This window comes from Mycobacterium sp. 1081908.1 (genome assembly GCF_001673535.1).
Taxonomy (GTDB): Bacteria; Actinomycetota; Actinomycetes; order Mycobacteriales; family Mycobacteriaceae; genus Mycobacterium.
Genome location: NZ_LZLY01000063.1, coordinates 1 through 22,250, shown reverse-complemented (window position 1 = coordinate 22,250; position 22,250 = coordinate 1). Strand labels below are relative to the sequence as shown.

Here is a 22,250-nt window from a genome sequence, read left to right as displayed (position 1 = left end):
CGGCTCCATTACGCTACCGGTGTGACAGTCGAGCCACCGCCGGAGCATGTGCTGGCGGCGTTTGGTTTGACCGGCGTGAAGCCCGTCCCGCTGGGGGCCAGCTGGGAGGGCGGCTGGCGATGCGGCGAGGTCGTGTTGTCGATCGTCGCCGACCACGCCCGCGCGGCCTGGTCGGCGCGGGTGCGGGAGACGCTGTTCGTCGACGGCGTCCGGCTGGCCCGGCCCGTTCGCTCCACCGACGGCCGGTACGTGGTGTCGGGATGGCGGGCGGACACCTTCGTGGCGGGCACGCCGGAGCCCCGGCATGACGAGGTTGTCTCCGCGGCGGTGCGCCTGCACGAGGCGACGGGAAAGCTGGAACGCCCCCGATTCCTGACCCAGGGCCCCACCGCGCCGTGGGGGGACGTCGACGTCTTCATCGCCGCCGACCGGGCGGCCTGGGAAGAGCGGCCGATGGCTTCCGTGCCGCCGGGCGCGCGCACCGCACCGCCGTCGTCGGACGCGGAGAAGTCGGTCGAGCTGATCAACCAGCTCGCCGGCCTGCGCAAGCCGACCAAGAGCCCCAACCAGCTGGTCCACGGGGACCTTTACGGCACAGTGCTTTTCATCGGCACCGCGGCGCCAGGGATCACCGACATCACCCCCTACTGGCGGCCCGCGTCGTGGGCGGCGGGCGTCGTCGTCGTCGACGCGCTGTCCTGGGGCGAGGCCGACGACGGGCTCATCGAACGCTGGAACGCGCTGCCGGAGTGGCCGCAGATGTTGTTGCGCGCCTTGATGTTTCGCCTGGCCGTGCACGCGCTGCACCCGCGCTCGACCGCCGAGGCGTTCCCGGGCCTGGCCCGCACGGCCGCCCTGGTCCGGCTGGTGCTCTAGCTCGGTCGCGCACTCGAGTGTGAACTCACGGCTTTGAGCGTGCACCGGGGGCCGGTAGATCCGCGCAATCCGCGCCGTGAGCTCACACTCAAAGCCGTGAATGCACACTGGAATTCAGTGAAAACGGTGCTGGTGCTCTAGACCCCCGGCGGGAACTCGTAGCGGACCTCGTCCAGCGCGATCCTGCCGTCGACGGCCAGGACGCCCTCGGCGCGCAGCAGCTCGAGTTGCCGGGTCCTCAGGTGCTGCGCCGGGCGCCCGGACGCGGTGATCACCCGGTGCCAGGGCAGGTCCGAGGAGTCGGTCCGCATCACCCATCCGACGATGCGGGGACTGGAAAGCCCTGCGACAGCGGCGATGTCGCCGTAGGTGACGACCCGCCCGGGCGGGATCGCCGCGACCAGGGCACGCACCCGCTCGACCTGCTCATCGGTCACCGGCGCCACGGTCAGCTGGCTTCCAGCAACTCGCGGATCAGCGCCGCGACCTCCGTGGGCCGCGAGTGCGGCACCATGTGATTGCAGTCGAAATCCAGCAGTCGGAAATCGGAGCCGAGGCGCTCGCGCAGGCCCGCGATCAGCTGATCGCTGACGTACGGCGGCGACGTCCGCTTGGCCCGCACCAGGGTCGTGGCCGTTCCGGCGGGTGGTAGCACGACGTCCCGGGCCAGCTCGCTCCAGTACGACATCATGGCCGGCAGGCTGACGCGCCAGCCGTAGCGCCCGTTGGGCAGCTCGATCAGGTGCTCGTCGATCTCGGTGTCGAGCCACGCGGGGTCGACGTCGGCCCAGGAGCCGGTGGCCTTTTCCAGGCGCGCCTCGTCGGCGTCGGGGTAGTCGGGGGAGGAGAACATCGCCTCGGCGATGTCGCGCATCCAGGCCCCGTCCAGCCCGACCGCCGGGTCGAGCAGCAGCAGCGCCGCCACCCGCTCCGGGTGGGCCGCGGCCAGCCGCAGCGCCAGCGCGCCGCCGAACGAGTGCCCGACCACCAGCACCGGCGCCCCTCCTTTAGAGGCGGCTTCGTCGTCAAGCAGCGCGGCCAGCGCCGCGACGTTGGCGTCGATGGTCCACGGCGCCGTCCACGACGACCTGCCGTGGCCGAGCAGATCCGGTGCGGCGACGGCGATTTCGGGCAGATAGCCGGCCAGGTGTTGCCAGCGCCCGCCGTAACCGGTCAGGCCGTGCAGGGCCAGCATCCGCACCGGGCCGGCCGGGCCGTAGCGGTGCACGTGCAGGTCGGCGGTCACCCGGCGGTGTCGTCCCAGTCGTCGTCGGCGGGGACGACGAACGCCTGCTCGATGACGTCCGCCTCGTTGGCATCGCGATCGGCGGCGGCGTCCAGGTAGGCGGTGTCCAGGCCGGCCTCGTCCTCGGCGTCGAGAGCCTGGCGCTGTTCGGCGGCGTCTGCCTCGGGCACCACGTCGTCGGGACCAATCCCCATCCAATCTCTCCTTGCCTAGCGGGCGTTTCGGCTTCCTTCGGTCCAGTATCCCGGATCTTGTCGGACCCTCGTGATTGCATGCAGCCATGCCATACACCTGGGACGACGAGGCCGGTGCCGTTCTGGCGCCCGGCCTGCGCGGTCGGGTGCGTGTCCTGGGCGGGCCCGGCACCGGCAAGAGCAGCCTGCTGGTCGACGCCGCGATCGCCCAGATCGGCGCGGGCGTCGATCCGGAATCGGTTCTGCTGCTTACCGGTTCCGGCCGGATGGGGTCGCGGGCGCGCAGCGCGTTGACGACGGCGCTGCTGCGATCGCGATCCGCCGCCGCGTGCACGGCCGCGGTGCGCGAGCCGCTCGTCCGCACCGTGCACAGCTACGCGTACGCGGTGTTGCGCCGGGCCGCCGAGCGCGCCGGTGACGCGCCCCCGCGGCTGGTCACCAGCGCCGAACAGGACGCCATCATCCGCGAACTGCTGGCCGGCGACCTCGAAGACGGCCCGCGTGCCGCGAGCGCGTGGCCGCCCCATCTGCGGCCCGCGCTGGGCACCGCCGGCTTCGCCACCGAGCTGCGAAACCTGTTGGCACGCTGCGCCGAACGCGGCGTCGACCCGCAGCAATTGGAGCGGCTCGGCCGCCGATTCGGCCGCCCGGAATGGACCGCCGCCGGCCAATTCGCGCGGCAGTACGAGCAGGTGATGCTGCTGCGCGCGGCGGTCGGGACGGCGGCGCCGCAGGCGACGTCGCCGGCGCTCGGCGCCGCCGAGCTGGTCGGCGCCGCGCTGGAGGCCTTCGCCGTCGATCCAGAACTGCTGGCCGCCGAGCGCGCCCGGGTGCGCGTCCTGCTGATCGACGACGCGCAGCAGCTCGACCCGCAGGCGGCCCGCCTGGTTCGGGTGCTGGCCGCGGGCACCGAGCTGACGCTGGTCGCCGGCGATCCCAACCAGGCGGTGTTCGGCTTTCGCGGCGGCGAGGCGGAGCTGCTGACCGACGACTCACCGGCGGTGACGCTCACGGCATCCCATCGCTGCGCGCCCGCCGTCGCGCGCGCCGTCAGCGGCATCGCGCGCCGGCTGCCCGGCGGCGGCGCCGGCAGGCGCATCGACGGCAGTGGGACCGAGGACGGATCCGTGCACGCGCGGCTGGCCGCGTCGACGCACGCGGAGGCGGCCCTGATCGCCGACGCGTTGCGGCGCGCCCACCTGATCGACGGGATCCCGTGGTCGCAGATGGCCGTCATCGTCCGGTCGGTGCCACGCGCCGGGGCGCGGCTGCCGCGCGCCCTGGCCGCCGCCGGCGTCCCGGTGGCCGCACCCGCGTCGAGCGGGCCCCTGTGGGACGAGCCGGCGGCGCGGACGCTGCTCACCGTTCTGGCCGCCACCGCCGACGGACTCGACGGCGAACGGGCGCTGGCGTTGCTGACCGGCCCCATCGGCCGAGTCGACCCGGTGTCGCTGCGGCAGCTGCGCCGAACCCTGCAGCGCGCCAACGCCGATCGCGCGCCCGCCGACATGGGCGGCCTGCTCGTGGCGGCCCTGCGGGCCGACGCGCCGTCGCCCGGACCGCACGCCGCGGCGCTGCGGCGGGTGCGCGCGGTGCTGGATGCGGCCGCGCGCTGCCACGGTGCGGGCCAAGACCCGCGCTACACCCTCTGGGCCGCCTGGCATCGGTCCGGCCTGCAGCGCCGCTGGCTGTCGGCCAGCGAGCGCGGCGGCCCCGCCGGCGCCCAGGCCAGCCGTGACCTCGAGGCCGTCACCGCGCTGTTCGACGTCACCGACCAGTATGTGTCCCGCACGCCCGGCGCGTCGCTGCGCGGGCTCGTCGAGCACGTCGCCGCGCTGCAACTGCCCGGCACCAACCCCGAGCCCGCGTCGCCCGCGGAGCAGGTCAGGGTGCTCAGCGCGCACGCCGCGCTGGGGCACGAATGGGACTTCGTGATCATCGCCGGCCTGCAGGAAGGGCTGTGGCCCAACACGATTCCGCGCGGCGGCGTGCTGAACACGCAGCGCCTGCTCGACGCGCTCGACGGGGTCACCGCGGACGCCTCGGTGCGCGCACCGCTGCTGGCCGAGGAGCGCCGGCTGCTGGTGGCGGCGATGGGCCGGGCCCGGCGCCGGCTGCTGGTGACCGCCGTGGACAGCGACACCGACGGGGCGGAGGGCGACGCCGCGCTGCCGTCGGCGTTCTTCTCCGAGATCGCGCAGTGCGCCGACGACGATCCCGTTGACGCGCAACCGATCTCGGCGCCCCGGGTGTTGTCGGCGGCGGCGCTGGTGGGCCGGCTGCGCGGTGTCGTGTGCGCGCCCGCCGGCGTCGTCGACGACGCCGTGCGGCGTTGCGCGGCAACGCAATTGGCGCGGCTGGCCACGGCCGGTGTGCCCGGCGCCGATCCGGCCGGCTGGCACGGCCTGATCCCGGTCAGCACCACCGAACCGCTGCGGCCCCCCGCGGCGCCCGTAACGCTGACGCCCTCGACCCTGCAGACGCTCAACGACTGCCCGCTGCGCTGGCTGGCCGAACGGCACGGGGGAACCGACGCGCGGGATCTGCGGTCCACCATCGGCTCGGTGCTGCACGCGCTGATCGCCGAACCGGCCAGAACGGAATCCGAACTGCTGGCCGAGCTGGACCGGGCCTGGAAGCACCTGCCCTTCGACGCGCAGTGGCATTCGACCAACGAGCTGGCCCGGCACCGCGCGATGGTCGCGGCGTTCGTGCAGTGGCGGGCGCAGACCCGCGGCGAGCTGACCGAGGTCGGCGTCGAGGTGGGCGTCGACGGAACCCTGACGGCGCCGCGCGACGGCGGCGAGATCCGGCTGCGGGGGCGAGTCGACCGGCTGGAACGCGACGCGGCCGGCCGGCTGGTGATCGTGGACATCAAGACCGGCAAGACGCCCGTCAGCAAGGACGATGCCCAGCAACACGCGCAGTTGGCGATGTATCAGCTGGCGGTGGCCGAGGGCATGATCGGCGCGGGCGAGGAGCCCGGCGGCGCGCGGCTGGTCTATGTCGGCAAGACGGGGGCCGGCGGCGCCACCGTGCGTGAGCAGGATCCGCTGACCGCGGCGGCCCGTGACGAGTGGCGCGACCTCGTCCGGCGGGCCGCCGACGCGACGGCCGGGCCGCAGTTCATCGCCCGGCGCAACGACGGCTGCACCCACTGCCCGATACGGCGGTGCTGCCCGGCCCACGCCGACGGGGCGACGCCGTGAGCCCGCGCTATACGCCGGCCGAATTGGCCTGCGCGCTGGGGCTTTTCCCGCCCACCGACGAGCAGGCGGCCGTCATCGCGGCGCCGCCAGGGCCGCTGGTCGTCATCGCCGGGGCCGGCGCCGGCAAGACCGAGACGATGGCCGCGCGGGTGGTGTGGCTCGTCGCCAACGGCTACGCCGCACCCGGCCAGGTGCTCGGGCTGACGTTCACCCGCAAGGCCTCGGGCCAGCTGCTGCGCCGGGTCCGGTCCCGGCTGGCCCGGCTGGCCGGCATCGGGCTCGGCGCCGCCCCCGAACCGGACGGCGCCCCGACGGTCAGCACCTACCACGCCTTCGCCGGCTCGCTGCTGCGCGACCACGGCCTGCTGCTGCCCGTCGAGCCCGACACCCGGCTGCTCGGCGAGACCGAGCTGTGGCAGCTGGCCTTCGACGTGGTCAGCGGGTACCGGGGAGAGTTGCGCACGGACAAGACGCCGGCCGCGGTCACCTCGATGGTGCTGCGGCTGTGGGGACAGCTGGCCGAGCACCTCGTCGACACCGGCCAGCTCCGCGACACGCATGTCGAGCTGGAACGGCTGATCCACGCGCTGCCGGCGGGCCCCTACCAGCGCGACCGCGGGCCCAGCCAGTGGCTGCTGCGGCTGTTGGCCACCCAGACCGAGCGCGCCGAGCTGGTGCCGCTGCTCGACGCGCTGCACGAGCGCATGCACGCCGCCAAGGCGATGGACTTCGGCATGCAGATGGCCTCGGCCGCGCGGCTGGCGGTGGCCTTCCCGCAGGTGGGTGAGGAGCTGCGGAACCGCTACCGCGTGGTGCTGCTCGACGAGTACCAGGACACCGGGCACGCCCAACGAATCGCGCTGTCGGCGCTGTTCGGCGGGGGCTCCAACGTTCAAGACGACGGGCTGGCGCTGACGGCCGTCGGCGACCCGATTCAGTCGATCTACGGCTGGCGCGGCGCCTCGGCGACCAACCTGCCGCGGTTTTCCACCGACTTCCCCCGCGCCGACGGCACCCCGGCGCCCGTCCTCGAGCTGCGGACCAGCTGGCGCAACCCGCCACGGGCCCTGCGGGTGGCCAACGCCATCTCGGCGGAGGCGCGGCGCCGGTCGGTCGCCGTGCGCGCCCTGCGCCCCCGCCCGGACGCCGCGCCCGGCACCGTCCGCTGCGCGTTGCTTTCCGATGTCCAGGCCGAACGCGAGTGGATCGCCGACCAGATCCACGAGCGGTACCGGCAGGGCGACGGCGCTTGTCCGCCGACCGCCGCGGTGCTGGTGCGGCGCAACGCCGATGCGGCGCCCATCGCCGACGCGCTTCGCGCGCGCGGAATCCCGGTCGAGGTGGTGGGTTTGGCCGGCCTGCTGTCGATCCCCGAGGTCGCCGACGTCGTGGCCATGCTGCGGCTGGTGGCCGACCCGACCGCCGGCGCGGCGGCCATGCGGGTGCTGACCGGCCCGCGCTGGCGCCTCGGCGGGCGCGACATCGCCGCGCTGTGGCAGCGCGCGGTGGCCCTGGCCGGGGAACGCTCCGGCACGGGGTCGCCCGAGTCGATCGCGATGGCCGCCGGCCCCGACCCCGACACGGCCTGCCTGGCCGACGCGATCAGCGATCCCGGCCCGGCGCGCGCGTACTCGGTCACGGGCCACCGGCGCATCGTCACGCTGGCCGCCGAACTGCGCGCGCTGCGCGGCCACCTCGGTCATTCGCTGCCCGACCTGGTCGCCGAGGTGCGCCGCGCGCTGGGCGTCGACTGCGAGGTTCGGGCCGCCGCCAGCCAGTCGGGATGGACCGGCGCCGAACACCTCGACGCGTTCGCCGACGTCGTCGCCGGCTACGCCGAGCGAACGCGCGGCGCCGTAGGCGAATCGGTGACGGCGTCGGTCGCCGGCCTGCTGGCCCACCTCGATGCCGCCGAGACGGTGGAAAACGGTCTGCCGCCGGCCCCGTCGGCGGTCGCGCGCGACCGCGTGCAGGTCCTCACGGTGCACTCGGCCAAGGGGCTGGAGTGGCAAGTCGTCGCGGTCGCGCACCTGTCGGGCGGTATCTTCCCGTCGACCGCGTCGCGCAGCACCTGGCTCACCGACGCCGCCGAGCTGCCGCCGCTGTTGCGCGGCGACCGCGCCGCGACGGGCTCACTGGGCATCCCGGTGCTGGACACCTCGGCCGTCACCAATCGAAAGCAGCTGTCGGACAAGATCTTCGAGCACCGCCGCCAGCTCGAGCAGCGGCGCGTCGACGAGGAACGCCGGCTGCTGTACGTGGCGATCACCCGGGCCGAGGACACCCTGCTGGTGTCCGGCCATCAGTGGGGATCCACCGGGGTCAAACCGCGGGGCCCGTCGGAGTTCCTGTGCGAGCTCAAGGACATCATCGACCGCACGGCCGCCGGCGGCGATCCGTGCGGCGTGGTCGAAGACTGGGCACCCGACCCGGCCGACGGCGAACGAAATCCCATGCGCGACAACGTCATCGAGGCGGTGTGGCCCGCCGACCCGTTGGCCGCGCGGCGCGGCGCCGTCGAAGCCGGGGCCGCGCTGGTGGCCGGGGCCATGACGGGCGATGTGGGCGAGGCCGGCGCCGATGTCGACGGGTGGGCGGCCGACGTCGACGCGCTGTTGGCCGAGCGGGCCTTGTCGGCCGTCCCGCCCGCGCGCGAGCTGCCCAGCCAGGTCTCGGTCAGCGGCCTGGTGGACCTGGCGCGTGACCCGGTGGCCGCCGCGCAGCGGTTGGTGCACCGGCTGCCCACGCGCCCAGACCCGCATGCGTTGCTGGGCAACGCCTTTCACGCGTGGGTCCAGCAGTTCTACGGCGCCGACTCGCTGTTCGATCTCGGCGACCTGCCCGGCGCGGCGGACTCCGAGGTCGGCGACACCCGGGAATTGGCCGCGTTGCAGGCGGCGTTCGCCCGGTCGCGGTGGGCGGCCCGCACCCCGGTGGCCGTCGAGGTGCCGTTCGAGATGCCGATCGGCGACACGGTGGTGCGCGGCCGCATCGACGCGGTGTTCGCCGACCCGGATGGCGGGGCCACGGTCGTGGACTGGAAGACGGGCGAGCCCCCGCGGGGGGCCGAAGCCATGCGGCAGGCCGCGGTCCAGCTCGCCGTCTACCGGCTGGCCTGGGCGGCGCTGGCGCAAGTCCCGGAGTCGTCGGTGCGCACCGCCTTCTATTACGTGCGCACCGGTGCCACCGTCACCCCCGACGAACTGCCGGATCCCGCCGAGCTGGCCGCATTGCTCGGCGACCCGATACCCGGTGGGCGGCCAGCCAGCGTGGTTACATAGGAGTCGTGGGCAACGGTAGGGCGCGCAAGCTCAGCGGCCTGGACGAAACCCTGACCGCCCAGCCCGGTCATCAGTTGGTCGGCGTGCTGCGCATCCCCGAAGACCCCGCCAGCCCCACCCGGGTCATCATCCGCCGGGTCGTGATCGCGCTGCTCGTGTTGCTGGCCGCCACCGTCGTCGTGTACCTGGACCGCGGCGGTTACCGCGATGTGCGCGGTGGGCGCCTGACGTTCCTGGACTGCCTGTACTTCTCGGCGGTGTCGCTGTCGACCACCGGTTACGGCGACATCACCGCCTACTCGGAAACCGCGCGCCTGGTCAACACGGTGGTCTTCACCCCGCTGCGGATCGCGTTCCTGGCGGTGCTGGTCGGCACGACGCTCGAGGTGCTCTCGGAGCGGTCCCGGCAGGCGTGGAAGATTCAGCGTTGGAGGAGCAAAGTGCGCAACCACACCATCGTGATCGGGTACGGCACCAAGGGCAAAACGGCGGTGGGCGCCATCCTCGGCGACGAGGCCTCCGAGGGCGAGATCGTCGTCGTCGACATGGATCCGTCCGCCCTCGAACACGCCGCGACGGCCGGCCTGGTCACCGTCCGCGGCGACGCCACCCGATCCGATGTGCTGCGGCTGGCCGGGGCCCAGCACGCGGCCTCCATCGTCGTCGCCACCAGCCGCGACGACACCGCCGTGCTGGTCACGCTGACGGCGCGGGAGATCGCGCCCAAGGCCAAGATCGTGGCGTCCATCCGCGAGGCCGAGAACCAGCACCTGTTGCAGCAATCGGGCGCCGACTCGGTGGTGGTCTCCTCGGAAACCGCCGGCCGGCTGCTCGGCCTGGCCACCAGCACGCCCAGCGTCGTGGAGATGATCGAGGACCTGCTGACCCCCGACGCCGGGCTGGCCATCGCCGAACGCGAGGTCGAGCAAACCGAAATCGGCGGATCCCCAAGGCATCTGCGCGACATCGTGCTCGGTGTGGTGCGCGACGGCCACCTGCTGCGCATCGGCGCCCCCGAGGTGGACGCGATCGAGGCCAGCGACCGGCTGCTCTACATCAAGCACGCGGGACACTAGTGCCCGACTTCCAGCTGCAGAGCGTCCCGCTGTTGTCGCGCGTCGGCGCCGACCGCGCCGACCAACTGCGCACCGACGTCGAGGCGGCGACGGCCGGATGGGCGGATGCGGCGCTGCTGCGGGTGGATTCGCGCAACCAGGTGCTGGTCGCCGACGGCCGGGTGGTGCTCGGCGCCGCGGCCGCCCTGGCCGACAAGCCGCCGCCCGACGCGGTATTCCTGGGCCGCATCGAGGGCGGCCGGCACGTCTGGGCCGTCCGCGGCGCACTGCAGGCGCCCGAGGACCCCGACGCGCGGACCGAGGTGGTAAACCTGCGCAGCCTCGGCCCGATCTTCGACGACACCAGCAGCCAGCTGGTGTCGTCGGCCATCGCGCTGCTGAATTGGCATGACAGCGCGCGGTTCAGCGCGGTGGACGGCTCACCGACGCGACCCGCGCGGGGCGGCTGGGCGCGGGTCAACCCGGTCACCGGCCACGAGGAGTTCCCGCGCATCGACCCGGCCGTGATCTGTCTGGTCCACGACGGCGGCGACCGCGCCGTGCTGGCCCGCCAGGCGGTGTGGCCCGAGCGGATGTTCTCGCTGCTGGCCGGGTTCGTCGAGGCCGGTGAATCTTTCGAGGTGTGCGTCGCCCGCGAGATCCGCGAGGAAATCGGCCTGACCGTGCGCGACGTGCGCTACCTGGGCAGCCAGCCGTGGCCGTTCCCGCGCTCGCTGATGGTCGGCTTCCACGCCGTGGGCGACCCGAGCGAGGAGTTCTCGTTCAACGACGGTGAGATCGCCGAGGCGCAGTGGTTCACCCGCGACGAGGTGCGCGCGGCGCTGGCGGCCGGTGACTGGAGCAGCACCTCGGAGTCGAAACTCCTACTGCCCGGCTCGATTTCGATCGCCCGCGTGATCATCGAATCCTGGGCGGTGCTCGATTGAGCCCGGTCAGCCGACTTCGGCCAGCTTCGCCTTGACCTGGGCCACGCTCGGGTTGGTCATCGTGGACCCGTCGGCGAACTTCACCGTCGGAACCGTCCGGTTGCCGCCGTTGACCGAGCTGACGAAGTCCGCCGCCGCCGGATCCTGCTCGATGTCGACCTCGTCGTACGGGATGCCGTCGGAGCGCAGCACCGTCTTGAGCCGGTGGCAGTAGCCACACCAGGACGTCGTGTACATCGTGAGCGCCGCGTTGGACATAGCTGGTCCAACGTAACCCAACAATGACGAATTCCGAAGCGACCCAATTCACGCGTGGCGATGCGCCCGGTTTGTCGGACATCGCTGACAAGATGGACGCCATGCCGATGCTCGCCGATCCGTTGATCGCGGAGCTGGACGATGAGCAGCGCGAGGCCGTGCTGGCGCCCCGCGGGCCGGTCTGTGTGCTCGCGGGCGCCGGAACGGGCAAGACCCGCACCATCACGCACCGCATCGCCCAGCTCGTCGCGGGCGGCCACGTCGCGGCGGGCCAGGTCCTGGCGGTCACGTTCACCCAGCGCGCGGCGGGGGAGATGCGCTCCCGGTTGCGCACCCTCGCCGGCGCCGGGCACGCGGGTCCCGGGGTCGGCGCCGTGCAGGCCCTGACCTTCCACGCGGCCGCGCACCGCCAGCTGCGGTACTTCTGGCCGCGGGTCGTCGGCGACACCGGCTGGCAGCTGCTCGACAGCAAGTTCGCGGTCGTCGCGCGCGCGGCCAGCCGCTGCCGGATGAACGTCAGCACCGACGACGTGCGCGACCTCGCCGGGGAGATCGAGTGGGCCAAGGCGTCGCTGATCGGCCCCGAGGAGTACGCACCCACCGTGGCCGACGCCGGCCGGGACGTCCCGATGGACGCCAAGCAGATCGCCGCCGTCTACACCGCCTACGAGGCGCTGAAGGTCCGCGACGAGTCGGTGACGCTGCTGGACTTCGACGACCTACTGCTGCACACCGCCGCCGCCATCGAGAACGACGCCGCCGTGGCCGACGAGTTCCGCGGCCGCTACCGCTGCTTTGTCGTCGACGAGTACCAGGACGTCACCCCGCTGCAGCAGCGCGTGCTCGCGGCGTGGCTGGGCGACCGCGACGACCTGACCGTCGTCGGCGACGCCAACCAGACCATCTACTCGTTCACCGGGGCCACGCCGCGGTTCCTGCTCGACTTCTCGCGGCGGTTCCCGGACGCCACGGTGGTGCGCCTGGAGCGCGACTACCGGTCCACCCCGCAGGTGGTGTCGCTGGCCAATCAGGTGATCGCCGCCGCGCGCGGCCGCGTCGCCGGCAGCAAGCTGCAGCTGTCCGGCCAGCGGCCGCCCGGTCCGGCGCCGTCGTTTCACGAGCACACCGACGAGACGGCCGAGGCCGCCGCGGTCGCCAAGTCGATCGCCCGGCTGATCGAATCCGGCACCGCGCCGTCGGAGATCGCGGTGCTCTACCGGGTCAACGCGCAATCCGAGGTCTACGAGGAGGCCCTGACGGAGGCCGGGATCACCTACCAGATCCGCGGCGGCGAGGGGTTTTTCAACCGTCAGGAGATCAAGCAGGCGCTCCTGGCGCTGCAGCGCGCGGCCGACCGGGGCGACGCGAATCCGGAAGCCCCGTTGCCCGACGTGGTGCGCGCGGTCCTGGAGCCGCTTGGGCTGACGGCCGAGGAGCCGACGGGAACCCGGGCCCGGGATCGCTGGGAGGCGCTGGCCGGGCTGGCCGAGCTGGTCGACGACGAGGTGGCGCAGCGCCCGCAGCTCGACCTTCCGGGGCTGCTGGCCGAGCTGCGGATGCGTGCCGACTCGCGCCACCCGCCGGTGGTCCAGGGCGTCACGCTGGCCTCGCTGCACGCCGCGAAGGGGCTCGAGTGGGACGCGGTGTTCTTGGTCGGGCTGGCCGACGGCACGCTGCCCATCTCGCACGCGCTGGCGCATGGCCCCGAGAGCGAGGCCGTCGAGGAGGAACGCCGCCTGCTCTACGTCGGAATCACCAGGGCGCGAATACATTTGGCGCTCAGCTGGGCACTGGCGCGCAGCCCCGGCGGGCGGCAGAGCCGCAAGCCGTCGCGGTTCCTCAACGGCATCGCGCCGCAGACGCGCGCTGACGCGGCGCCGGCCAAGTCCCGGCGCAACCGGGGGACCGCGACGCGCTGCCGGATCTGCAACGACAACCTGACCACGCCGGCGGCCATCATGCTGCGGCGCTGCACGACGTGCGCCGGCGACGTCAACGAGGACTTGCTGCTCAAGCTCAAGGCGTGGCGGCTGAACATCGCCACCGAACAGAAGATGCCGCCCTACATCGTGTTCAGCGACAACACCCTGATCGCGATCGCCGAGCTGCTCCCCGGCGACGAGGCGGCGCTGATCGGGATCCCGGGCATCGGCGCGCGCAAGCTCGAGCAGTACGGGTCCGACGTGCTCGAGCTGGTCCGCCAGTCCCGCTGACGCCAAACGCCCAGGTCAGAAAATCGGTTGTGGGCGCCGTCCGCTACCATTTACCCTCGAAACCGCACACTGCTGCCAGCCGAGAGGAGGTTCGCCACGATGATCACCAACGCGTTCGGTGTATGCGTGGCGCCCACGGTGCTGGCTGAAGGCCGATCCAAGGCCACCTCCCATGCCGCCCACGCCGCCGCCGTGTCGGCGGCCGCGGCTAAGCACCGCGTCGCCGCCGCGACCGACGCGTCCGTGAATCGGGGTCATACCTAACTAGCCCGGTTTTGCCCAGATGGCCACGGACCCGAAGTCACCAGGATCCGTGGCCACAGTTGTCTGGGAAGCCTCCCAGCCTGGTCCGGATCGCCAAGGACAGCCACCCGACCAGGAAGCAGGTGAACAGGACATGTCGGCACTGCCAGTCCCAAGACCGAGGTTGCCGGAATTGCCTTGTCACGTCGACGATCCCGATCTCTGGTTCGCCGAGGCCCCGGCCGACCTCGAGCGCGCCAAGACGCTGTGCGCGGGCTGCCCGGTCCGCCGCCAGTGCCTGACGGCGGCGCTGGAGCGGGCCGAGCCCTGGGGTGTGTGGGGCGGCGAGATCATCGAGCGCGGCTCGATCGTCAGCCGCAAACGACCCCGCGGGCGGCCGCGCAAGGACGTCGTGGCGGCCTAGGGCCTAGACGACGGCGGTGTCGGGCTCGGCGAACCCGGGGATCAGTTCCTCTGACAGCGCCTTGATCGGCACGTGCGCGTCCAGCTGGCAGAGGATCGCGGCGACCGACGCGATGACACGCATCGGTATCGCCAGCTTGGGCGGCAGGTCCATCTGCCGGGCGGTCTTGATCTGGGAAACCGACCGGTCCATCTGAACCAGGGTCATCCTCTGCAGCCACTTGCGGGTGTAGTGGAAGACGTCGACCTGGATGGGTTCGACGTACTGGCGCAGCATCTCGTCGATGTCTCGGACCGACACCTGCTGGCCCTTCTGGATGAAGCCGACCTTCTCCATCGTCGGCAACAGCAGGTCATAGTTCTTGTCGCGCGCCAATCGGATCGTCATCCCGAGCTCGACGGGATAGCCCCCCGGCAGGGGCGCGACCGCACCGAAGTCGATGACGCCCATCCGGTCGTCGGGCATCAGCATGAAGTTTCCGGGGTGGGCGTCGCCGTGCAGCATCCCCAGCCGGCGCGGCGCGTCGAAGGTGAGCTCGAGCAGGCGGGTGCCGATCAGGTCGCGCTGCTCGCGGGTCCCGTTGCGGATGATCTCCGCCATGTGGACCCCTTCGATCCACTCCTGGACCACCACCTTGGGCGCGCTGGCCACGACGTGCGGCACCAAAAAATGCGGGCTGTCCTGATACGCCTTGGCGAACTTGCGCTGGTTGTCGGCCTCCAACCGGTAGTCGAGTTCCATCTCGGTGCGCTCGATCAGCTCGTCGACCACGCCCTGGACGTCGGCGCCCGGCGAAAGCTGTTTGACGACGCCGACCATCCGCTGCATCGTCTTGAGGTCGGCGCGCAGCGCCTCGTCGGCGCCCGGGTACTGGATTTTGACGGCCACCTCGCGGCCGTCCGACCACACCGCCTTGTGCACCTGGCCGATGCTGGCCGAGGCGATCGGGGTGTCGTCGAACGAGCTGAACCGGTCCCGCCACTTGGTGCCCAGCTGGGCGTCCAGCACCCGGTGCACCTTGGCGGCGGGCAGCGGCGGGGCGTCCTTCTGCAGCTTGGTCAGCGCTTCGCGGTAGGGCTCGCCGTACTCCTCGGGGATGGCGGCCTCCATCACCGACAAGGCCTGGCCGACCTTCATCGCCCCGCCCTTGAGCTCACCCAGCACGGTGAACAGCTGGTTGGCGGCCTTCTCGAGCATCTCGGCCTGGACTTCGTCCTTGGACTTGCCCGTCAGCCGCTTGCCGAAGCCGAGGGCCGCCCGGCCGGCGAAGCCGACGGGGATGCTGGCCAGCTTCGCGTTGCGCGCAGCGCGGCCGCGTTTGATGTCTGCCACGTCTCCATCATCCACGACGGTCGGCGCGCGGCACCGGTGATCCGGACCATAGGTCGTCTGTGCGCTTGGGAGGCGAGGAGGCAAAGCCATGGCAGCAAGGCCGGGCTAACACGAACACAGTGGATGCCTGGTCCACTGACGCGCGACGATCGAGCCCGCGCCCAGGTCGAATTCCAGCGTGGCGTTCAGCGCCCGCGGCGGCGTGGGGTCGGGCACCGCCTCCTGCCCGCGCACCGCGGCGATCACCCGGTTCACCTGGCTGAGCGCCAAGGCCGCGGTCGCCAGCAGGGTGGCGCGGTCGGCGACGCCGACGGTGTCGCGCAGCTGGGCGGCGATCGCCGGCCACGCGGCGTCGCGGTCGCTGCGGTGCAGGTCGGCACACCCCAGGCAGCTGGTCACGCCGGGGATGACCAGCGGGCCCACCAGGCCGGTGCCGTCGCGGACGCGAACCGGGAGGTGCGGCACGCCCCGGGCGTGCAGGTCGCGCACCATGCGCGGGTCGGCGACCAGGTAGTCCGACAGCACCACCAGGTCGACGGCGTCGGGGGACACGGCGGCGTGCGGCTGGCTGCTGCGCGCGACGCGGGCCCCCGAGCAGCGCAGCGACTCCACGAGCAGCTCGGACAGCGGCCCGCGGCCGTGGATGCGGATCGATGCCGCCCGGCCCCGGGGCCGACGGCATTCGGTCGCGACGCCCGCCCCCACCAGTTGCGCGACGAGGTGCGTCAGGCCGTCACAATCCCGCAGGCCGCGGTCGAGGGCCTGGCGCCGCAGCTCGGATATCGGTGTCGGTGACCGCATGGAGCGCAGCAGCGTGGCCAATTCGGCGGGGGCCAGGCCGCAGGGCGGGCGGACCAGTACGGCCCGGCGCGGATCCCAGCCGACCTGCACGGCGCCGTCGGGCCGCAGCAGCACCGGCATCGCCGGGTCCAGCGCATACAGCGAAAGCGCGGCGGCCCGGGTCATGGATCCAGACTGTGCCAGGCCGACGGCGGGCGCCGGGCTCAGTTATCCACAGCGCTTTCACCCGGTGACGACGATCGATTTCTGCCCGACCTTCCAGGCGGTCATGAAACGTTTGATGCTGACCTTCGTGTCGGCGTGGTCGGCGTAGGGGTCGTTGAGGTGAACGGTGTCGTTGTTGGTGTCGACCCCGGTGACCACGAGCAGGTGGTCGGGCGAGGTGCGCTGGTCGTCGCTGTTCAAGATGGTTCCGCCGTTGACCCACGCGATGACCTTGCGGCCGGAGCCGAGGTACTGCTCCAGCGCCGACAACCCGGTCTGGTCGGGCTGGGTGTCGTAGATCATCCGCGACTTGATGCCGTAGTGCTCGAGCAACACGACCGTGTCGGCCATGTCGATGCCGCCGGCGTCGGTCTCGTGGCCCGGGTCGCCGGTGGGCAGGTAGATCGGGCCGTCGCGGATCACCGAGGGCGTGCTCTGCGCCAGCTTGATGATCTGCTTCTCCGTCGGGGTGTTGCCGGTGACCTCACCGACCACGTCGGCGACCGACGCCAGCCCGCAGGTGTCCTCCAGCGACTGCTGCACCCAGTATTTGGCCGCCGCGGCGGGGTCGCCGTAGACGCCGTCGGCGGTAGTCCGTACCCGCGCCGTCGCCGGCGGGCTGCCGCCGGTTGTGGTAGCCGACGGGGTCGCCGGGGCGCACCCCGACGCCGTGGCGACACCCGCCAGACCGATGCAGGCGGCCGCCAGGGCGGCGCGCCACGCGGTGGCAATCCTGACCATGTTCGCTCGCAAAGAGTCGGACCGACATTCGACTGGTGTGCAACGTAGCACCGCCAGCAAACGGCCGCGAGCTAACTCTCGACGGCGCCGCCGTTGGAGTCGGGGTCCTCGAGCTTGGCGATCGCCTCGTCGATGCCGCTGGTGTCGCCGCCGATGACGCGATCGATGAAGCCGGCCGGCTCATCGAGGTCCTCGGCTCCGGGCAGCAGGTCGGGGTGTTGCCAGATGGCGTCGCGCGCGTCGGCCCCGGCGGCCTGCGTCAGCCGCTCCCACAAGGCGGCGGCCTCGCGCAGCTTGCGCGGCCGCAGCTCGAGGCCGACCAGCGTCGCAAACGTCTGCTCGGCCGGCCCACCGCTGGCCCGGCGGCGGCGCAGCGTCTCGCTGAGCGCGGCCGTGCCCGGAATCCGGTCGCCCAGCGCCGCGGTGACCACCACCTGCACCCAGCCGTCGATCAAGGCCAGCAGCGTCTCGAGCCGCTCCAGCGCCTGCTTCTGCGCCGGCGTCGCCTTCGGCTCGAAAACGCCCTGACCGAGCAGGTTCTCGATGGCCGCCGGATCGGACAGCGACGCGGGGTTGAAGTCGCGCGCCAGCTCCTCGATCCCGGACATGTCGATCTTCATGCCGCTGGCGTAGGCCTCGACCGCGCCCAGCAACTGGCTGGCCAGCCACGGCACGTGGCTGAACAGCCGGTGGTGGGCGGCCTCGCGGGCGGCCAGGAACGTCAGGATCTCGCTGCGCGGCTGCTCTAGTCCGGAGGCGAAGGAGTCGACGGCGTCCGGCAGTAGCGCGGCCATCCCCTTGGGGCCGAGCGGCAGGCCGATGTCGGTCGAGGTCAGCACCTCGCGGGACAACCGCCCCAGCGCCTGGCCGAGCTGCGAGCCGAACGCCATGCCGCCCATCTGCGACATCATCGCCATCAGCGGGCCGGCCATGCTCTTGGCCTCCTCGGGCAGCGAGGACGCCCACACCGTGGCGATCTGCTCGGCCATCGGATCGCACAGCCGCTTCCAGGTCTCCAGCGTGTTGTCGACCCAGTCGCTCGGGCTCCAGCCCACCGCCTTCGACGTCCCGGCGGGCAGCGCCGTCGCGCCGTCCAGCCAGGTCTCGGCGAGGTGGACCGCGTCGGCGATCGCCTTGGTCGTGGAGGCGGGAATGGGCGCGACGAACCCGATCGAGCTCGACGCGACCCGGCGCGCCAGTTCGTAGTTCACCGGCCCCGACGCCTTGCCGCCGGCCATGACGGTGCCCGCGCTGGAAAACATCTGGCCCAGCTGGGTGAAGATCTGCCCGAGGTCGCCCATGCCGAACTCGCCGCCCATGCCGAAGGCGCCCAGCGGGTCGGATCCCCCCGAGCCGGAACCGGGATCTTTCTTCTCGCGCTCCGGGTCGTCGCCGGAGGAGAAGCCGAATGGCAGGTCAGGCATAACGCCAACGGTACTCACCCCGGGCACGCGACGCGCCATCTGTGGTCACGCTCGTAGCTGAACGGGCCCGAGCGGCCGCCGGATAGGGTAGGCGCGTGAACAGGCGGATTCTCACGTTGCTCGTGGCGCTGGTGCCGATCGTGGTCTTCGGCGTGCTGCTCGCGGTGGTGACGGTGCCGTTTGTGTCGCTGGGCCCGGGCCCGACGTTCGACACGCTCGGTGAGGTCGACGGCAAGCAGGTGGTCGCGATCGAAGGAACCCAGACGCACCCGACGACGGGCCACCTGAACATGACGACGGTCTCCCAGCGTGACGACCTGACCCTCGGCGAAGCGCTGACGCTGTGGCTTTCCGGCCAGGAACAGCTGATCCCCCGCGATCTCGTCTACCCGCCGGGCAAATCCCGCGAGGACGTCGACAAGGCCAACAATGCCGATTTCAAGCAGTCCGAAGACAGCGCCGCCTATGCCGCGCTGGGGTTCTTGAAGTACCCGGTCGCGGTCACCGTCGCGACGGTCACCGACCCCGGCCCGTCGGCGGGCAAGCTCAAGTCCGGCGACGCGATCGACGCGGTCAACGGCATCCCGGTCGCCAACATCGAGCAGTTCACCGGATTCCTGAAGGGCACCAAACCCGGTCAGGTGGTGACGATCGACTACCGCCGCAAAAACGACGCGGCCGGCCCCATCGGCACCACGCAGATCACGCTGGGAACCAACAAGGATCGTGACTACGGCTTCATGGGGGTGGCGGTCCTCGACGCGCCCTGGGCGCCGTTCACCGTCGACTTCAACCTCGCCAACGTGGGCGGCCCTTCGGCCGGGCTGATGTTCAGCCTGGCGGTGGTCGACAAGCTCACCACCGGTGACTTGGCCGGGTCGACGTTCATCGCGGGAACCGGCACGATTTCCGTCGACGGCAAGGTGGGCCAGATCGGCGGCATCACCCATAAGATGGCCGCCGCGCATTCGGCCGGCGCCACGGTGTTCCTGGTGCCGGCGAAGAACTGCTACGAGGCGACCTCGGACAACCCGTCCGGCTTGCGCCTGGTGAAGGTCGAGACCCTCAGCCAGGCGGTGGACGCGCTGCACGCGATCCGGTCCGGCGGCCAGACGCCGAGCTGCTAGCCGGTGTAGCCCGGCCGGTCGAAGCTGAGCCCTTCGCGTTCCGAGACGGTGAGCCGCTGGGACCCGCACCCGGCGTGCGGCAATGCGTAGAGTTGTGACCGTTCTAGAAAATCTCTAGCAACCGGCCAGCGAGATCAGGGAGCGTAGCCAGTGGGGATGCGGCCCACCGCAAGGATGCCGAAGCTGACTCGGCGCAGCCGGATTCTGATCCTGATCGCACTGGGTGTGATCGTTTTGCTGCTGGCCGGGCCGCGGCTGATCGACGCCTACGTCGACTGGCTGTGGTTCGGCGAGCTCGGCTACCGCTCGGTGTTCACCACCGTGTTGGTCACCCGCATCGTCGTGTTCCTGGTCGCGGGTCTGCTGGTGGGCGGCATCGTGTTCACCGGGCTCGCGTTGGCCTACCGCGCTCGCCCGGTGTTCGTGCCGAGCAACACCAACGACCCCGTTGCGCGGTACCGCGCCGTGGTCGTTTCGCGCCTGCGGCTGGTGGGCATCGGAATCCCGACGGCCGTCGGCCTGCTCGCGGGCATCATCGCGCAGAGCTACTGGGTGCGGGTCCAGATGTTCCTGCATGGCGGGACCTTCGGCATCCGGGATCCCCAGTTCGGCAAGGACCTCGGCTTCTACGCGTTCGAGCTGCCGTTCTACCGGCTGCTGCTGTCCTACATGTTCGTGGCGGTGTTCCTGGCTTTCCTGGCGAACATCTTGGCGCACTACATCTTTGGCGGCATCCGGCTGTCCGGCCGTACCGGGGCGCTGAGCCGCTCGGCGCGCATCCAGCTGGTGAGCCTGGTCGGGGTGCTGGTGCTGCTCAAGGCCGTCGCCTATTGGCTGGACCGCTACGAGCTGCTGTCGCACACCCGCGGTGGCAAGCCGTTCACCGGTGCCGGCTACACCGACATCAACGCGGTGCTGCCGGCCAAGCTGATCCTGATGGCGATCGCCCTGATCTGCGCCGCCGCGGTGTTCTCGGCAATCGTCCTGCGCGACTTGCGGATTCCGGCCATCGGCCTGGTGTTGCTGCTGCTGTCGTCGCTGATCGTGGGGGCCGGGTGGCCGTTGATCGTCGAACAGATCAGCGTCCGGCCCAATGCCGCGCAAAAGGAAAGCGAATACATCAGCCGCAGCATCACCGCGACGCGGCAGGCCTACGGCCTGACGTCCGACCTGGTGAGCTACCGCAACTACACCGGCGACGGGCAGGCCACTGCCCAGCAGGTCGCGGCCGACCGCGCGACGACTTCGAACATCCGGCTGCTCGACCCCACGATCGTCAGCCCGGCGTTCACCCAGTTCCAGCAGGGCAAGAACTTCTACTTCTTCCCCGACCAGCTGTCCATCGACCGCTACCTCGACCGCAACGGGGCGTTGCGCGACTACGTCGTCGCTGCCCGGGAGCTCAACCCGGACCGGCTGATCGACAACCAGCGCGACTGGATCAACCGGCACAGCGTCTACACCCACGGCAACGGGTTCATCGCGTCGCCGGCCAACACGGTGCGCGGAATCGCCAATGACCCCAACCAAAACGGCGGCTATCCCGAATTTCTGGTCAATGTCGTCGGCGCCAACGGCAGTGTGGTGTCCGACGGGCCGGCGCCGCTGGACCAGCCGCGCATCTACTACGGGCCCGTCATCTCCAACACCTCCGCCGACTACGCGATCGTCGGAAAGAACGGCAACGACCGCGAATACGACTACGAGACCAGCACCGAGACCAAGAATTACACCTACGGCGGGCTCGGGGGAGTGCCGATCGGCAGCTGGATCTCCCGCAGCGTGTTCGCCGCCAAGTTCGCCGAGCGAAACTTCCTGTTCTCCAACGTGATCGGCTCCAACAGCAAGATCTTGTTCAACCGGGATCCCGCCCGCCGGGTGGAGGCGGTGGCGCCGTGGCTGACGACCGACAGCGCGGTGTACCCGGCGATCGTCAACAAGCGGCTGGTGTGGATCATCGACGGCTACACCACCCTGGACAACTACCCGTACTCGGAACTGACCTCGCTGGAGTCCGCGACCGCCGACTCCACCGAGGTGGCGTTCAACCGGCTGGCCCCCGACAAGCAGGTCTCCTACATCCGAAACTCGGTGAAGGCCACCGTGGATGCCTACGACGGCACCGTCACGCTGTACCAGCAGGACGAATCCGATCCGGTCCTCAAAGCCTGGATGCAGGTTTTTCCGGGCACCGTCAAACCCAAGAGCGACATCACCCCCGAGCTTTCCGAGCACCTGCGTTACCCGGAGGACCTGTTCAAGGTGCAGCGGATGCTGCTGGCCAAGTACCACGTCAACGACCCGGTGACGTTCTTCTCGACGTCGGATTTCTGGGACGTGCCGCTGGACCCGAACCCCACCGCGAGCAGCTACCAGCCGCCGTACTACATCGTCGCGAAAAACATTGCCAAGAACGATAATTCGGCGTCATACCAGTTGATCAGCGCGATGAACAGGTTCAAGCGCGACTACCTGGCCGCCTACATCAGCGCCAGCTCCGACCCGGCCACGTACGGCAGGATCACCGTGTTGACCATCCCGGGTCAGGTCAACGGCCCGAAGCTGGCCAACAACGCGATCACCACCGACCCGGCGGTGTCCCAGGACCTCGGCGTGATCGGGCGCGACAACCAGAACCGGATCCGGTGGGGCAACCTGCTCACGCTGCCGGTGGG

General features: G+C 71.3%; 18 protein-coding genes. 10 read left to right on the top strand and 8 right to left on the bottom strand.

Annotated elements, in window-relative coordinates; all coding sequences use genetic code 11:
- The first annotated feature begins 21 nt into the window (after window positions 1-21).
- The gene (locus tag A5655_RS09025; RefSeq protein WP_067008439.1) at window positions 22-876 is read left to right on the top strand and encodes a TIGR02569 family protein; all 855 of its coding nucleotides are present in this window, start codon (window positions 22-24) and stop codon (window positions 874-876) included.
- Between the two features lie 137 nt (window positions 877-1,013).
- Here A5655_RS09025 and A5655_RS09020 read toward each other — a convergent pair whose 3' ends face one another.
- From A5655_RS09020 to A5655_RS09010, 3 genes are read right to left on the bottom strand one after another with little or no spacing between them, the layout of a single operon-like run.
- Complete coding sequence (locus A5655_RS09020; RefSeq protein ID WP_067008437.1) at window positions 1,014-1,322, bottom strand: MGMT family protein; 309 nt, start codon at window positions 1,320-1,322, stop codon at window positions 1,014-1,016.
- A gap of 2 nt (window positions 1,323-1,324) precedes the next feature.
- Window positions 1,325-2,122, bottom strand: a complete 798-nt coding sequence (locus A5655_RS09015; RefSeq protein WP_067008434.1) for an alpha/beta fold hydrolase — start codon at window positions 2,120-2,122, stop codon at window positions 1,325-1,327.
- Window positions 2,119-2,316: a hypothetical protein gene (locus A5655_RS09010; RefSeq protein ID WP_067008431.1), complete on the bottom strand. Its 198-nt coding sequence runs from the start codon at window positions 2,314-2,316 to the stop codon at window positions 2,119-2,121. The genes A5655_RS09015 and A5655_RS09010 overlap by 4 nt, the downstream gene beginning before the upstream one ends.
- An 86-nt stretch (window positions 2,317-2,402) precedes the next feature.
- Here A5655_RS09010 and A5655_RS09005 point away from each other — a divergent pair, with 86 nt between their 5' ends.
- Genes A5655_RS09005 through nudC form a run of 4 tightly spaced genes read left to right on the top strand, consistent with a single transcriptional unit; the run spans window position 2,403 to window position 10,808 of the window.
- On the top strand, window positions 2,403-5,525 hold the full coding sequence (locus tag A5655_RS09005) for an ATP-dependent DNA helicase (RefSeq protein WP_067008428.1): 3,123 nt from the start codon (window positions 2,403-2,405) through the stop codon (window positions 5,523-5,525).
- Window positions 5,492-8,806, top strand: a complete 3,315-nt coding sequence (locus A5655_RS09000) for an ATP-dependent helicase (RefSeq protein ID WP_369807203.1) — start codon at window positions 5,492-5,494, stop codon at window positions 8,804-8,806. Before A5655_RS09005 ends, A5655_RS09000 begins: the two co-directional genes overlap by 34 nt.
- A gap of 5 nt (window positions 8,807-8,811) precedes the next feature.
- Window positions 8,812-9,882, top strand: coding sequence for a TrkA family potassium uptake protein (locus A5655_RS08995; RefSeq protein WP_067008425.1), 1,071 nt, complete (start codon window positions 8,812-8,814; stop codon window positions 9,880-9,882).
- Window positions 9,882-10,808 carry an NAD(+) diphosphatase gene (gene nudC / locus A5655_RS08990; protein ID WP_067008422.1) on the top strand — a complete coding sequence of 309 codons (927 nt, stop codon included), beginning with the start codon at window positions 9,882-9,884 and terminating at the stop codon, window positions 10,806-10,808. The genes A5655_RS08995 and nudC overlap by 1 nt, the downstream gene beginning before the upstream one ends.
- A 6-nt stretch (window positions 10,809-10,814) precedes the next feature.
- On the opposite strand, the gene mrx1 is transcribed toward nudC, so the two are convergent.
- Window positions 10,815-11,066: a mycoredoxin Mrx1 gene (mrx1, locus tag A5655_RS08985; protein WP_067008420.1), complete on the bottom strand. Its 252-nt coding sequence runs from the start codon at window positions 11,064-11,066 to the stop codon at window positions 10,815-10,817.
- 101 nt (window positions 11,067-11,167) lie between these two features.
- Here mrx1 and A5655_RS08980 point away from each other — a divergent pair, with 101 nt between their 5' ends.
- The 3 genes from A5655_RS08980 to A5655_RS08975 all read left to right on the top strand — a co-directional run bounded on the left by A5655_RS08980 (window position 11,168) and on the right by A5655_RS08975 (window position 13,946).
- Window positions 11,168-13,279 (top strand): ATP-dependent DNA helicase UvrD2, encoded by a 2,112-nt coding sequence (locus tag A5655_RS08980; RefSeq protein ID WP_197508642.1) that lies wholly within the window; start codon window positions 11,168-11,170, stop codon window positions 13,277-13,279.
- A 99-nt stretch (window positions 13,280-13,378) separates the two neighbouring features.
- Window positions 13,379-13,543, top strand: coding sequence for a hypothetical protein (locus tag A5655_RS28650; protein WP_231999107.1), 165 nt, complete (start codon window positions 13,379-13,381; stop codon window positions 13,541-13,543).
- Between the two features lie 133 nt (window positions 13,544-13,676).
- The gene (locus A5655_RS08975) at window positions 13,677-13,946 is read left to right on the top strand and encodes a WhiB family transcriptional regulator (RefSeq protein WP_067008418.1); all 270 of its coding nucleotides are present in this window, start codon (window positions 13,677-13,679) and stop codon (window positions 13,944-13,946) included.
- A gap of 3 nt (window positions 13,947-13,949) precedes the next feature.
- On the opposite strand, the gene A5655_RS08970 is transcribed toward A5655_RS08975, so the two are convergent.
- From A5655_RS08970 to A5655_RS08955, 4 genes are all read right to left on the bottom strand, one after another.
- Entirely contained in the window at window positions 13,950-15,293 is a 1,344-nt protein-coding gene (locus A5655_RS08970; protein WP_067008415.1) for an AarF/ABC1/UbiB kinase family protein, read from the bottom strand.
- A gap of 90 nt (window positions 15,294-15,383) precedes the next feature.
- Window positions 15,384-16,244, bottom strand: a complete 861-nt coding sequence (locus tag A5655_RS08965; RefSeq protein WP_067008412.1) for a cyclodehydratase — start codon at window positions 16,242-16,244, stop codon at window positions 15,384-15,386.
- Window positions 16,245-16,301: 57 nt separating this feature from the next.
- Window positions 16,302-17,024 carry a C39 family peptidase gene (locus tag A5655_RS08960; RefSeq protein WP_067008409.1) on the bottom strand — a complete coding sequence of 241 codons (723 nt, stop codon included), beginning with the start codon at window positions 17,022-17,024 and terminating at the stop codon, window positions 16,302-16,304.
- Window positions 17,025-17,095: 71 nt separating this feature from the next.
- Window positions 17,096-18,466 carry a zinc-dependent metalloprotease gene (locus A5655_RS08955; protein WP_156764782.1) on the bottom strand — a complete coding sequence of 457 codons (1,371 nt, stop codon included), beginning with the start codon at window positions 18,464-18,466 and terminating at the stop codon, window positions 17,096-17,098.
- 77 nt (window positions 18,467-18,543) lie between these two features.
- On the opposite strand from A5655_RS08955, the gene A5655_RS08950 reads away from it, so the two are divergent.
- Window positions 18,544-19,575, top strand: a complete 1,032-nt coding sequence (locus A5655_RS08950; RefSeq protein ID WP_067008403.1) for a PDZ domain-containing protein — start codon at window positions 18,544-18,546, stop codon at window positions 19,573-19,575.
- 150 nt (window positions 19,576-19,725) lie between these two features.
- A partial coding sequence (locus A5655_RS08945) for a UPF0182 family protein (protein WP_067008480.1) occupies window positions 19,726-22,250 on the top strand: 2,525 nt, incomplete at its 3' end.